Source organism: Mesorhizobium sp. LSJC285A00 (assembly GCF_000503155.1).
In the GTDB taxonomy this organism is placed as follows: domain Bacteria; phylum Pseudomonadota; class Alphaproteobacteria; order Rhizobiales; family Rhizobiaceae; genus Mesorhizobium.
Genome location: NZ_AYVK01000024.1, coordinates 116,248 through 128,926, shown reverse-complemented (window position 1 = coordinate 128,926; position 12,679 = coordinate 116,248). Strand labels below are relative to the sequence as shown.

At 64.0% G+C, this 12,679-nt stretch carries 12 protein-coding genes; 8 read left to right on the top strand and 4 right to left on the bottom strand.

The window, feature by feature from the left end; translation table 11 throughout:
* A partial coding sequence (gene secG / locus X726_RS149760; protein ID WP_023671053.1) for a preprotein translocase subunit SecG occupies positions 1-348 on the bottom strand: 348 nt, incomplete at its 3' end.
* Between the two features lie 181 nt (positions 349-529).
* The gene (tpiA, locus tag X726_RS149765; protein ID WP_023671052.1) at positions 530-1,300 is read right to left on the bottom strand and encodes a triose-phosphate isomerase; all 771 of its coding nucleotides are present in this window, start codon (positions 1,298-1,300) and stop codon (positions 530-532) included.
* Positions 1,301-1,447: 147 nt separating this feature from the next.
* Here tpiA and X726_RS149770 point away from each other — a divergent pair, with 147 nt between their 5' ends.
* The 5 genes from X726_RS149770 to glp are packed head-to-tail and all read left to right on the top strand — an operon-like array spanning position 1,448 to position 6,892.
* Positions 1,448-3,343: a peptidyl-prolyl cis-trans isomerase gene (locus tag X726_RS149770; RefSeq protein WP_023671051.1), complete on the top strand. Its 1,896-nt coding sequence runs from the start codon at positions 1,448-1,450 to the stop codon at positions 3,341-3,343.
* A gap of 31 nt (positions 3,344-3,374) precedes the next feature.
* A complete protein-coding gene (gene trpD, locus X726_RS149775; RefSeq protein ID WP_023671050.1) occupies positions 3,375-4,385 on the top strand; it encodes an anthranilate phosphoribosyltransferase in 1,011 nt (336 codons plus the stop codon).
* 3 nt (positions 4,386-4,388) lie between these two features.
* The gene (trpC, locus tag X726_RS149780) at positions 4,389-5,201 is read left to right on the top strand and encodes an indole-3-glycerol phosphate synthase TrpC (RefSeq protein WP_023671049.1); all 813 of its coding nucleotides are present in this window, start codon (positions 4,389-4,391) and stop codon (positions 5,199-5,201) included.
* Between the two features lie 2 nt (positions 5,202-5,203).
* Positions 5,204-5,686 (top strand): cyclic pyranopterin monophosphate synthase MoaC, encoded by a 483-nt coding sequence (gene moaC / locus X726_RS149785; protein ID WP_023671048.1) that lies wholly within the window; start codon positions 5,204-5,206, stop codon positions 5,684-5,686.
* The gene (glp, locus tag X726_RS149790) at positions 5,687-6,892 is read left to right on the top strand and encodes a gephyrin-like molybdotransferase Glp (RefSeq protein WP_023671047.1); all 1,206 of its coding nucleotides are present in this window, start codon (positions 5,687-5,689) and stop codon (positions 6,890-6,892) included.
* 45 nt (positions 6,893-6,937) lie between these two features.
* Here glp and X726_RS149795 read toward each other — a convergent pair whose 3' ends face one another.
* Positions 6,938-7,768 (bottom strand): alpha/beta hydrolase, encoded by an 831-nt coding sequence (locus X726_RS149795; protein WP_023671046.1) that lies wholly within the window; start codon positions 7,766-7,768, stop codon positions 6,938-6,940.
* 166 nt (positions 7,769-7,934) lie between these two features.
* Here X726_RS149795 and X726_RS149800 point away from each other — a divergent pair, with 166 nt between their 5' ends.
* Entirely contained in the window at positions 7,935-9,560 is a 1,626-nt protein-coding gene (locus X726_RS149800) for an AMP-binding protein (RefSeq protein WP_023671045.1), read from the top strand.
* Positions 9,557-10,393 carry a tryptophan 2,3-dioxygenase gene (kynA, locus tag X726_RS149805; protein WP_027049448.1) on the top strand — a complete coding sequence of 279 codons (837 nt, stop codon included), beginning with the start codon at positions 9,557-9,559 and terminating at the stop codon, positions 10,391-10,393. Before X726_RS149800 ends, kynA begins: the two co-directional genes overlap by 4 nt.
* A 106-nt stretch (positions 10,394-10,499) precedes the next feature.
* Here kynA and kynU read toward each other — a convergent pair whose 3' ends face one another.
* On the bottom strand, positions 10,500-11,747 hold the full coding sequence (gene kynU / locus X726_RS149810) for a kynureninase (RefSeq protein ID WP_023671043.1): 1,248 nt from the start codon (positions 11,745-11,747) through the stop codon (positions 10,500-10,502).
* 167 nt (positions 11,748-11,914) lie between these two features.
* Here kynU and X726_RS149815 point away from each other — a divergent pair, with 167 nt between their 5' ends.
* Positions 11,915-12,679 (top strand): GntR family transcriptional regulator, encoded by a 765-nt coding sequence (locus X726_RS149815; RefSeq protein WP_023671042.1) that lies wholly within the window; start codon positions 11,915-11,917, stop codon positions 12,677-12,679.

The window sequence follows — 12,679 nt, the reverse complement described above, 5'->3', positions numbered from 1 at the left end:
GTTGGCCGCGGGCGCGGCCGGTGCGGTGTTGCCCGAAGGCGGCGTCGGCGCCGTCGTGCCGGGCAACTGATTGAGCACGCCGTTGCCGCTGTCGGCCGGCACGCGGTCGAGAATGTCGATCGGTTTTTCGCCATAGCGGGCAACGATCGAGAGTGTCAGCGACGTCACGAAGAAGGCCGCGGCCAGGATCGCCGTCGCCCGCGTCAGCGCATTGGCGGCGCCACGCGCGGTCATGAAACCGGAACCGCCGCCAATGCCGAGACCACCGCCTTCGGAGCGTTGCAGCAGCACGACGCCGACAAGGGCGAGCACGACCATGAGGTGGATGACGATCAGTACGGTTTCCATATTTTATCCTGGCAAGCCCTGCCGCTCCCTGGCGATCAGGGCCGGTGATTTGGAGGCGGCTCCATACAATGCTTTAACGGCATTTCCAAGCCCGTGGCCGGAATATGGGAAGCAATGCGCCCTTTGCAACGATTTCCGCCGAACTGCTGCGTTCATAAGTCGATGACCGAAATTCCGGGGCCTACGCGATATTCTGGTATGCCTCGGCGATGGCGAGAAAGTCGGACGCCTTCAAGCTGGCGCCGCCAACCAGCGCGCCATCGACGTTTTTGACGCCCAGCAGTTCGACCGCGTTGGACGCCTTGACCGAGCCGCCATAGAGGATGCGCATCTTGCCGGCCACGGCTGCGCCGAGCGCTTCCGCCAGTTTTTGGCGGATATGCGCGTGCGCCTCCGCCACGTCTTCGGCGGTCGGCGTCAGCCCGGTGCCGATAGCCCATACCGGCTCGTAGGCGATAACGGTGTTGGCGGGCGTTGCGCTCGGTGGCACCGAGCCGGCGACCTGCCGCGATAATACGTCGAGTGCTGTGCCCGCTTCGCGCTCGGCCTTGGTCTCGCCGATGCAGATGATGGCGACGAGCCCTGCCCGCCACGCCGCCGAGGCCTTGGCGAGGACGATGGCATCGTCCTCGCTGCGCTGTTCGCGGCACTCGGAATGGCCGACAATGACGTGGCTGGCGCCCGCATCCTTCAGCATCTCGGCTGAGACACAGCCGGTGAAGGCGCCGCTTTCCTTGATGTGGCAGTCCTCGCCACCGGCCCGCACCGGCGTGCGCGACAGGATTTCGACGGCGCGCGACAGCAAGGTCGCCGGCACGCAGACCAATGCTTCGGTCTCTGCGTCGAGCCCGCTCATGAAGCCGTTGCCGATCATCCTGAGCTCGTTCAGCGAAGCGCTGGTGCCGTTCATTTTCCAGTTGCCGGCAACGAGCGGTCGAATTCCTGGCGTCATGGGGATCTGGTTCTCCGGGCGACATTGGGGTCTCGCCCTCCCTATCAAAATCAGGCCACAAAGCAATCGACAGTGAGCCGGAAGGGCGCTATTGCGCTTGTTTCAGACTCGGGCGCACGCAAAACTGCGCAAAAATCGGAAGTAACAATGCTTGGTATATTGAGAAGCGCGGCAGGGACCTGGGTCGCGAAAGCCCTGCTGTCGCTGCTGGTGTTGAGTTTCCTTGCCTGGGGCGTCACCACGCGGATGACGGGCGGCTTCCTGGCTGGCCATCATGCGGTGATCACCGCCGGCAGCACCACCGTGTCGATCACCGAGTACCGCCTCGCCTATGATCGCCAGATCGCCATGCTGCAGCAGCAGATCGGCCAGCGCATCAGCCGCGACCAGGCCAAGGCCTATGGCATCGACAACCAGGTGCTGGCTCAGTTGGTGTCCGGCGCCGTCCTTGACGAACAGGCGCGCAAGCTCGGGCTTGGCTTCTCCAAGGACAGGTTGGCCGAACTGACGCGGCAGGAACCCGCCTTCCAGGGCCCGAATGGCCAGTTCGACCGCCGGCTGTTCGAATCCCGGCTGCGCGAACTGGGAATGCGGCCGGAGGATTATCTGAAGAACCGGGCTCAGGTGGCGGTGCGCCAGCAGATCGTCGAAGCGGTTTCGGACGGCCTCAAGGCTCCGGACACCTTCTTCAAGGCAGTTGCGCTCTATCGGGGCGAAGACCGCACCATCGACTATCTGATCTTGCCAAAGGCGTTGGTCGAACCGATCGAGGCCCCCTCCGACAGCGTGCTTCAGGCTTATTTCGAGTCCAACAAGAAAACCTACGCGGCGCCAGAATACCGCAAATTCTCCTATGTCCGGCTCGAGCCCGAAGACATCATGGATGTCAGCGCCGTGACCGACCAGCAGGTCAGCGACGACTACAACAAGAACAAGGGCCGCTACACCACGCCGGAAATGCGCACCATCGAACAGCTGGTGTTTCCTTCCGCGGACGCCGCCAAGGCGGCATCCGATTCGCTGAAGACGGGCGCCACTTTCGACAAGATCGTCACCGCGCAGGGCAAGACCCCGGCCGACACGCTGCTCGGCACGCTCTCCAAGGACAAGATCACCGACAAGGCGGTCGCCGATGCCGCATTCGCGCTTGCCGTCAACGAAGTCAGCCCGGTCGTCCAGGGCGCGTTCGGTCCGGTGCTTTTGCGCGTTACCGAGATCAAACCGGAGACGGTGAAGCCGCTGGCGGAAGTGTCAGACCAGATCCGCAAGGATCTGGCGCTTGGCGAAGCAAGCCGCATCCTGCTCGACGTGCACGACAATTACGAAGACACCCGCGCCGCCGGCAGCACGCTGGCCGAAGCCGCCGCCAAACTGAAGCTCAAGGACGTTACCGTCGAGGCCATAGACCGCACCGGCCTCAAGCCGGACGGCACCATCATCAAGGACCTGCCGGCATCGCCGGACCTCATCAAGGCGGTGTTCGAGGCCGAGCCCAACACCGAGAATCAAGCCCTGACCACGCCTAACAACGGCTTCGTGTTCTATGAACTGACATCGATCACGCCGGCTCGCGACCGCACGCTGGACGAAGTCCGCCAGCGCGTGGTGGCGGACTGGACGACAGAGGAAACGACCAAGCGGCTGACCGCGAAAGCAGACGAACTCGACAAGCGCCTCAAGGCTGGCACCACACTCGACGTCATCGCCGGCGAACTGAAGCTTGAAAAGCAGACCAAGCGCGGCGTGAAGCGCGAGGCCGACGATGTCGATTTCGGCAAGGAGGGTGCTGCTGCGATGTTCGGCGTCGGCGAAGGCGGCACCGGGCTGATCCCCTCGCCCACCGGCGACGGCCAGATCCTGTTCAAGGTCGCCGAAGTGTTCGAGCCGGCCGGAGCCGACGCCAGCTCGGTACCCGACGATGCGCAAAAATCCTTCACGCAAGGCATGTCCGACGATCTGCTCGACCAGCTGGTGGCGCAGTTGCAGACGCAGTACGCCGTCAGCGTCGACCAGGCCGCCGTTGCCCAAGCCCTCGCCCAATGAATGGCCTTAGCCCAATGAGCGTCTTGGCCCAATGAGCGCCCTGAAGACCCATATCGCCAAGGTCGCCACGGGAACCGGGCTTACCTTCGAGGAAGCGCGCGAAGCTTTCGACATCATCATGTCTGGCGACGCGACGCCGGGCCAGATCGGCGGCTTCCTGATGGCGTTGCGCGTGCGCGGGGAGACCGTGAGCGAGATTTCCGGCGCCGTCGCCACCATGCGTGCCAAGATGCTGCGCGTCGAAGCTCCTGAGGGCGCCATCGACATTGTCGGCACGGGCGGCGACAATTCGCATTCGGTCAACATCTCGACCGCCTCGGCCTTCGTCATTGCAGGCTGCGGCGTGCCGGTCGCCAAGCACGGCAATCGCGGCCTGTCGTCGCTGACGGGCGCTGCCGACGTGCTGGTCGCGCTCGGCGTCAAGATCGATATCCCGCCAGAGGTGATCGGCCGTTGCATCCAGGAGGCCGGCGTCGGCTTCATGTTCGCGCCGGCGCACCACCCGGCGATGAAGCATGTCGGCCCGACCCGCGTCGAGCTCGGCACGCGCACCATCTTCAACCTGCTCGGACCGCTGTCCAATCCGGCCGGCGTCAGCAGGCAGATGGTCGGCGTGTTCCTGCCGGAATGGATCGTGCCGGTGGCCGAGACATTGAGGGCGCTGGGCACCGAGCATGCCTGGGTCGTCCATGGCGACGGCTATGACGAGATCACTACCACCGGCGAGACTGTGGTTGCGGAACTGGCCGGTGGCGAGATCCGTCATTTCACGCTAACCCCGGAAGCGGTCGGCCTGCAGCGCCACAGCAAGGACGAGCTGCGCGGCGGCGATGCCCCCTACAACGCCAAGGCGTTGCGCGACATGCTGAGAGGTGCTGCCGGGGCCTATCGCGATACGGTGCTGATGAACGCCGGCGCCGGCATGGTGGTGGCCGGCAAGGCGACGACGCTTGCCGACGGCATGGCCGCGGCCACACAGGCCATTGACAGCGGCCGGGCGCTGGGCGTGCTCGACAGGCTGGTCGAGATTTCGAACGGATGAGCCGTGGCTGACATTCTGCGCAAGATCGAGGCCTACAAGCGCGACGAGATCGCGGCGGCGAAGGCGCGTATACCGTTGGCCGAGATCAAGGCGCGAGCCAAGGATGCCGACGCACCGCGTGGCTTTCTGAGGGCGCTTGAGGCGAAGCGCAGATCGGGCAGCTTCGGCCTGATCGCCGAGATCAAAAAGGCAAGCCCATCCAAAGGCTTGATCCGCGCCGATTTCGACCCGCCCGCACTGGCGCAGGCCTATGAGAAAGGCGGTGCCGCCTGTCTTTCGGTGCTGACCGATGCGCCATCCTTCCAGGGCGCGCCGGAATTTCTCATCAGTGCACGGAAGGCAGTGTCCCTGCCCGCGCTGCGCAAGGATTTCCTGTTCGACCCTTACCAGGTCTACGAGGCTCGCGCATGGGGCGCCGATGCCATCCTGATCATCATGGCCAGCGTCGATGATGCCTTGGCGAGCGAATTGGAAGCGACCGCGTTCGAACTCGGCATGGACGCGCTGATCGAGGTGCATGACGAGGCCGAGACGCAGCGCGCGGTAAAACTCTCGTCGCAGCTGATCGGCATCAACAACCGCAATCTCAGAACATTCGAGACCAGCCTCGAGACCTCGGAACGGCTGGCATCGATGGTGCCGGGCGGCCGATTGCTGGTCAGCGAGAGCGGAATTTTCACCCACGACGATTGCTTCAGGATGCAAAAGACCGGCATCAGCACCTTCCTCGTCGGCGAGAGCCTGATGCGGCAAGAGGATGTCGCTGCGGCAACGCGGCTGCTTTTGACAGGCAAGGCGAAAGCAGAGGCCATCTGAGGATGGCAGCCGCCCTCACCCATCTCGGCGCCAAGGGCGAGGCCAACATGGTCGATGTCGGCGAGAAGGCGGAGACGACGCGCACGGCGGTCGCCGAGGGCTTTGTCTCGATGCGGGCCGAAACCCTGAAGATGATCCTCGACGGCGACGCCAAGAAGGGCGATGTGCTGGGTACCGCGCGCATTGCCGGCATCATGGCGGCCAAGAAGACGCATGAGCTGATTCCGCTCTGCCATCCGCTGCTTTTGACCAAGGTGTCGGTCGACATCGAACCGGACACCACGCTGCCCGGCCTTAGGGTCACCGCGCTCGCCCGCGTCACCGGCAAGACCGGGGTCGAGATGGAGGCGCTGACCGCGGCATCTGTCGCGTGCCTGACCATTTACGACATGGCCAAGGCGGTCGACCGCGCCATGGTGATTTCCGGTATACAGCTGGTGGAAAAGACCGGCGGCAAGTCCGGCGACTACAAGGCGGGTTCGTAAATGGCGCTGGTTCCGGTCGCCGAGGCGCTTCAACGCCTACTCGACGGCGCTGTGGCGTTGCCCGGTGAAAGGGTCGCGCTGGCGGATGCGGCCGGCCGGGTGCTGGCGGAGCCGGTCGTGGCGCTGCGTACCCAGCCGCCTTTCAATGCATCTGCCATGGACGGCTATGCCGCACGGGCGCAGGATGTGGCGTCGGCCCCGGCGCGGCTTTCGGTGATCGGAATGGCGCCCGCAGGGCGAGGCTTTGACGGCACAGTGGGTAAATCCGAGGCCGTGCGCGTCTTCACCGGCGCGCCGCTGCCTGAAGGCGCAGACACGATCGTCATCCAGGAAAATGTTCGCGATCTCGGCGGTGGCCGGATCGAGGTCACCGAACCGACGGCGAAGAACCGCAACATCCGCCGCCTTGGACTGGATTTTGCCCAAGGCGACGTGCTGCTGGAGAAAGGCCGCGTGCTCGATCCGGCTGCATTGTCGCTGGCGGCGTCGGCCAATCATCCCCGGTTGAACGTGGTGCAACGGCCGCTGGTCGCCATCATCGCCACCGGCGACGAATTGCTGCCACCGGGCAGCGAACCTGGCCCCGCCCAGATCATCTCGTCCAACGCCTATGGCGTCGCTGCTGTGGCGCAGTCGGTCGGCGCTCGCGCGCTCGATCTCGGTATAGCGGCCGATCGCAAGGAAGCGATCGCGGCGCTGGTGAAAAAGGCGGTCGATGCGAAAGCCGACGTCATCGTCACGCTCGGCGGCGCCTCGGTCGGCGACCATGATCTCGTTCATGACGTGCTGACCGGCGAAGGCATGAACCTCGACTTCTGGAAGCTCGCCATGCGCCCGGGCAAGCCGCTGATGTTCGGGCGGCTGGGCGATATCAGGTGCATCGGCCTGCCCGGCAATCCGGTGGCGAGCCTGGTCTGCTCGCAATTGTTCCTGAAGCCGCTATTGGCGCAGCTCGGCGGCCGTCCCCACCGGCAGGACATCCGCCAGGCTCAGCTTGGCGCCGCGATGCCGGCCAATGATCTAAGGCAAGACTATGTGCGCGCCGTGGTCCGGGAAGAAGCCGGCGCATTGGTGGCGACACCATTCGGCATCCAGGATTCCTCGATGCTGAGAATGCTGGCCGACGCCAACGGCCTGATCGTGCGCGAGCCCTTCGCTCCGGCGGCAGAAGCAGGCGCTGCTTGCAGCGTTCTGATGTTGCGCTGAAGGTCGCGGATCCAAGCCGTTAATTCCAAGAGATAAGACTGGTTGTTACTCCGCCAGCAATGTCCGCGTCAGCGGATGTGTCGGATCGGCAAGCCCGTCGACGATGCTGAAATGATGCCGGTCCGGCTCGACCACTGTGCTGGTCGTGGCGCCGAGGCCGATCCAGATGTTGGCAAGCAGCGCATTCTGGCGCAGGAACTCCGCCCGCTCGCCGCCGCCGGCCCAGCAGGTGATGCGCGCGCCCTGCATGGGGCGCAGCAGAACCGGGCTTTCGGCCAGTGCTTCCGCTTCATCGATGGCCAGTGTCGCGTTCATCCCCGTCCGCATGATTGGCCGCAGGTCATGGACGCCGGAGATCGAGACGACATTGCGCACGCGGCCCGCCACATCGGCGGCCAGGGGTGTCGTTGTCGTCACCATCCTGGAGGCGAGATGGCCGCCGGCGGAATGCCCGGTCAGGATCACCGGCCCGCCGACCATCGTCGCCGCCTTGCCGATCGCCGCCGCGATTTCCCTAACGATGCCGGAAATGCGTATGTCGGGACAAAGCGTGTAAGTCGGCATTGCCACGGCAAAGCCATTGGCAACCGCGCCGTTGGCCAGATGCGACCATGGCTTGTTGTCGAACGCCTTCCAGTAACCGCCATGGATGAAGACGACGAGCCCTTTGGGCATGACATCGGGAAGGAACAGATCGAGCCTGTTGCGCGGGCTGTCGCCATAGGCGATGTCGAGCTTGGCCCGACCGGACGCCGACATTGTGTCGCGAAAAGCCTGTGCCGGTGTGTCCCACGCGGCCGGCCAGCGATTGCTGCCGGCAATGTTGTCGCCGTTGGCGTAGGCATTGTCCCAATCGGCAACACGATGTTGGAGCATCTGCATCCCTCCCGGATGGCTTCAGTTCAGTCGACAGGAATGGCCGCCGAACAGGGCGGCGTCAATGCTGCGACCTAAAAACATTTTAGGCTTGAAACAAATTTCGACTGGTGCGATCCTGCGCCTTGTTCAGCCATGGGCGCGAGGCAGACAGGGGCAGCCGAAAATGCTTGGGCCATCAGCGCATATCGACACATTCACGCGCGACAACCTGCCGCCGCCGGAGCAATGGCCGGAGTTTTTGCTCGACGGCTTCGACTATCCCGACCACATAAATGCCGGCGTCGAATTGACCGACAGGCTGGTCGAAAAAGGGTTCGGCGACCACACCGCGCTGATCGGCAATGGCCGCCGCCGCACCTACAAGGAACTGTCCGACTGGACCAACAGGCTCGCCCATGCCCTGGTCGAGAATTATGGCGTCAAGCCGGGCAACCGGGTGCTGATCCGCTCGGCCAACAACCCGGCCATGGTCGCCTGTTGGCTGGCCGCCACCAAGGTTGGCGCGGTGGTCGTCAACACCATGCCGATGCTGCGCGCCGGCGAACTCGCCAAGATCGTCGACAAGGCGGAAATCACGGTTGCGCTTTGCGATACAAGGCTGATGGACGAGATGACCGCCTGCGCCAAGGGCAGTGCGTATCTCAAGCAGGTCATTGGCTTCGACGGCACGGCCAACCATGACGCGGAACTCGACCGCGCCGCCCTCGACAAGCCGGTCACCTTCACTGCCGTCAACACCGGCCGCGACGATGTCGCCCTGCTCGGCTTCACCTCCGGCACCACCGGCGTGCCGAAGGCGACGATGCATTTCCACCGCGACCTGCTGATCGTCGCCGACGCCTATGCCCGCGAAATCCTGGAGGTGACGCCCGACGACATCTTCGTCGGCTCCCCGCCCCTTGCCTTTACCTTCGGTCTTGGCGGGCTCGCCATCTTCCCGCTGCGTTTCGGCGCCGCGGCGACGCTGCTGGAACAGGCGACGCCACCCAACATGATCCACATCATCGAGACCTACAAAGCGACCATTTCCTTCACCGCTCCAACCGCCTATCGGGCCATGCTCAAGGCCATGGATCAAGGCGCTGACCTGTCCTCGCTGCGCGTCGCGGTTTCGGCGGGCGAGACGCTGCCGGCGCCTGTCTTCGAGGAATGGACTGAGAAGACCGGCAAGCCGATCCTCGATGGGATCGGCGCCACCGAGATGCTGCATATCTTCATCTCCAACCGCTTCGACGACATGAAGCCGGCCTCCACCGGCAAACCCGTCGGCGGCTATCAGGCACGCATCGTCGATGACGAGATGCGGGAGCTGCCGCGCGGCTCTACTGGCCGGCTGGCGGTGCGCGGCCCGACCGGCTGCCGCTACATGGCCGATGCCAGGCAAAAGGACTATGTCCGCGATGGCTGGAATCTCACCGGCGATACGTTCACGCAGGACGAGGATGGCTTCTTCCACTTCGCCGCGCGTTCCGACGACATGATCGTCAGCGCCGGCTACAACATCGCCGGCCCCGAGGTCGAAGCGGCGCTGCTCTCGCATCCCGACGTCGCCGAATGCGCGGTGACCGGCGCCGAGGACGGTGAACGCGGCCAGATCGTCGAGGCGCATATCGTGCTTGTGCAAGGTGTTTCGCCGGACGCATTGACCGTCAAACGCCTGCAGGACCACGTCAAGGCAACGATCGCGCCCTACAAATATCCGCGTTCGGTGAAGTTCATCGACGCCTTGCCCAAAACCCAGACCGGCAAGATCCAGCGCTTCCGGTTGCGCGCGGAGAAGAGCAATTGATTAAGCCGCACGATCCGGCGTCCGATGGCGCGCAGATGTCGTTCAAGGAGCGGATGTCCTACAGCGACTATCTGCAGCTGGACAAGGTGCTCGATGCGCAGGCGCCGCTGTCTTCGGCCCATGACGAGATGCTGTTCATCATCCAGCATCAGACATCGGAATTGTGGATGAAGCTCGCTTTGCACGAGATCGGCGCCGCGATCCGCTCTATCCGCGCCGACCGCCTCGAACCGAGCTTCAAGATGCTGTCTCGCGTCGCGCGCATCTTCGAGCAGCTCAACAATGCCTGGGACGTGCTGCGCACGATGACGCCAAGCGAATACACCGAGTTTCGCGACGCGCTCGGCCAATCCTCGGGCTTCCAGTCGTGGCAGTACCGCGCTATCGAGTTCATGGCCGGCAACCGCAACCTTGCCATGCTCGGGCCGCACAAGCACCGGCCCGACCTTACGGACAGGCTGGAAGCCATCCTGGCCACGCCGTCGCTCTATGATGAGGCGCTTCTGCTTTTGGCGCGCAATGGCTTCGACATCGGCGCCGACGCCAGTCGCACGGACTGGCGCGAGACGCGCGTCGAGAACGAAGAAGTGCTGGCTGCCTGGCAAACCGTCTACCGCGACCCGCAGCGCTACTGGATGCTCTACGAACTGGCCGAGAAGCTGGTCGACTTCGAGGATTATTTCCGCCGCTGGCGCTTCAACCACGTCACCACGGTCGAGCGCATCATCGGCTTGAAGCGCGGCACCGGCGGCACCTCAGGCGCCTCCTATCTGAAGAAGATGCTGGAGGTCGTGCTGTTTCCGGAGCTCTGGACGGTCCGCACCCGGCTCTAGAGCATTTCACCGTTTAACGTAAACGGCGAAATGCTCTAGCTCTTTGATTTGACGCAATTGCGGACGGAAAACCGCTTCACACTTTTCCTGAAATTGCTCTAGTTCCTCAGGTGACCGCGGTCTTCACCGCGAAGCGGGCGTCCTGCCAGGCGCCGGTGCGCAAAATATCCTCCAGCGCTTCGACCGCCTGCCAGACATCGCCATAACCGACATAGAGCGGCGTGAAGCCGAAACGGATGGTCGACGGCGCCCGAAAATCGCCGATCACGCCGCGCTCGATCAGCGCCCGCATCACCTGATAGCCATGCGGGTGGAGGAACGACACCTGGCTGCCGCGCTGGCTGCCGTCGCGAGGACTTTCCAGTTCAAGCCGGTAGGCGCCGCATCTGGCTTCGACGAGCTGGATAAACAGGTCGGTCAGCGCGATGCTTTTTCTGCGCACCGCCGCCATGTCGACGTCGTTCCAGATATCGAGCGCGCCCTTGAGCGCCCGCATCGACAGCACCGGCTGCGTTCCGCATAGGAAGCGGCGGATGCCGCTGCCGATGGCAAAGCCCTGCTCGAAGGCAAAGGGCCGCGCATGGCCCCACCAGCCGCTGAGCGGCTGGCTGATATCACCATGGTGGCGCTCGGCCGCGTAGATGAAGGCCGGCGAGCCCGGGCCGCCATTGAGGTATTTGTAGGTGCAGCCGACAGCGAAATCGGCATTGGCACGGTCGAGTTCGACCGGCAAGGCGCCGGCGGTGTGGCAGAGATCCCAGATGATCAGCGCGCCGGCGTCATGTGCCTTGCGCGTCAGCGCCGCCATGTCGCGCAACTGGCCGGATTTGTAGTTGACGTGGTTGACCAGGATGACGGCAACGCTGTCGTCGATCAGGTCCTCGATTGCGGCCGCGTCGACGCCCTCCAGCCGCAGCCGCGTTCCCGGCCGGGTCGAGGCGACGCCTTCGGCCATGTAGAGGTCGGTCGGGAAACTGTCGCCCTCGGCAACGATGACCGACCGATTCGGCCGCATGCCGAGCGCGGCGTGCAGCAGCTTGTAGATGTTGATCGAGGTTGTGTCGCAGACCACCGTCTGCCCGTCAGCCGCGCCGATCAGTCGTCCGAGCTGATCTCCCAGTTCCACCGGCATGTTGAACCAGCCAGCCGTGTTCCAGGCGCGAATGAGGTCCTGCGCCCATTCCTGCGTGGCGGCCTGTTGCAATTCGCTGAAGACGGCTGGTGACGCGGCACCCAGCGAATTGCCGTCGAGATAAATTACGCCTTGCGGCAAGACAAAGCGTTCACGCATGGAGCGCAGCGGATCGGCGGCATCCATTGCTTCGATTGTAGCGAGATCGGGTGTCGTGCTCATGATCCGGCGCCCCTCCATGGACAAACGCGCGCGGCGGAGCCTGCCGCCCAAACATGCCGGCGATCTTGAGTGATCGCCCTTGAACTGTCAAACATTATATATAATTCACCCATTGAAAGGCTTTGATATATAATGATCCGCCGAGCGTTTATGTCTGATGGATCACGATGCTGGATGACGAGCAGACCTCGAAGACGGAAGTGGCCTATCGCCTGCTCAGGCGCGATATTCTTGCGACCCGGCTGGCGCCTGCCGCGCCGTTGAAGCTGAGCACGCTGCGCAACACCTACGGCATCGGCTGGACGCCGTTGCGCGAGGCGCTGTCGCGGCTGGAGGCGGAACGGCTTGTGACCGCCATCAGCAACCGCGGGTTTGCGGTCGCTCCCGCCTCTCGGGCGGAGCTCGAGGATTTGGCGCGTGCGCGGCTGGTGGTCGAACTGCCCCTGCTGGTGGAATCGATCGAGAAGGGCGACCGTGAGTGGGAAGACGCAGTCGTTGCCGCCCACTATCGTCTCTCACGGTGCGGGTCTGTTCTCGACGATCCATCGGATGATGCGGTCGACGCGTGGTACGAAAAACACGATGCCTTCCATGCGGCGCTGCTCAGTGCCGCGACATCCAGCTGGCTGCTGCGCTTCAATGCGACGATTTCCGACCAATTGCATCGCCATCACCGCTTTCTGGGTCTGGTCCCGACGCTGCGCGCCGCCGCCGGTCGCACGGATGGACACCGGAAGGCCGTGGCGGCCCTGCGCGACGCCGTGGCGATCGAACACCATACCGCCCTGATGGAAGCGGCCCTCGATCGCGACGTCGAACGTGCGAAAACTCTGATGACCGCTCACATCGGCTACACGCTGCAGGTCTATGCCCAGAGCGAACCCGGCGCGGATGCTGCGCAGCCCCGTCCGAAAAGGAAGCGGCGGTCGTAG

Coding starts and splice junctions, on each gene's coding strand:
- tpiA (WP_023671052.1), bottom strand. CDS start 1,300: ATGACGCCAGGAATTCGACCGCTCGTTGCCGGCAACTGGAAAATGAAC.
- X726_RS149770 (WP_023671051.1), top strand. CDS start 1,448: ATGCTTGGTATATTGAGAAGCGCGGCAGGGACCTGGGTCGCGAAAGCC.
- trpD (WP_023671050.1), top strand. CDS start 3,375: ATGAGCGCCCTGAAGACCCATATCGCCAAGGTCGCCACGGGAACCGGG.
- moaC (WP_023671048.1), top strand. CDS start 5,204: ATGGCAGCCGCCCTCACCCATCTCGGCGCCAAGGGCGAGGCCAACATG.
- glp (WP_023671047.1), top strand. CDS start 5,687: ATGGCGCTGGTTCCGGTCGCCGAGGCGCTTCAACGCCTACTCGACGGC.
- X726_RS149795 (WP_023671046.1), bottom strand. CDS start 7,768: ATGCTCCAACATCGTGTTGCCGATTGGGACAATGCCTACGCCAACGGC.
- X726_RS149800 (WP_023671045.1), top strand. CDS start 7,935: ATGCTTGGGCCATCAGCGCATATCGACACATTCACGCGCGACAACCTG.
- kynU (WP_023671043.1), bottom strand. CDS start 11,747: ATGAGCACGACACCCGATCTCGCTACAATCGAAGCAATGGATGCCGCC.
- X726_RS149815 (WP_023671042.1), top strand. CDS start 11,915: ATGCTGGATGACGAGCAGACCTCGAAGACGGAAGTGGCCTATCGCCTG.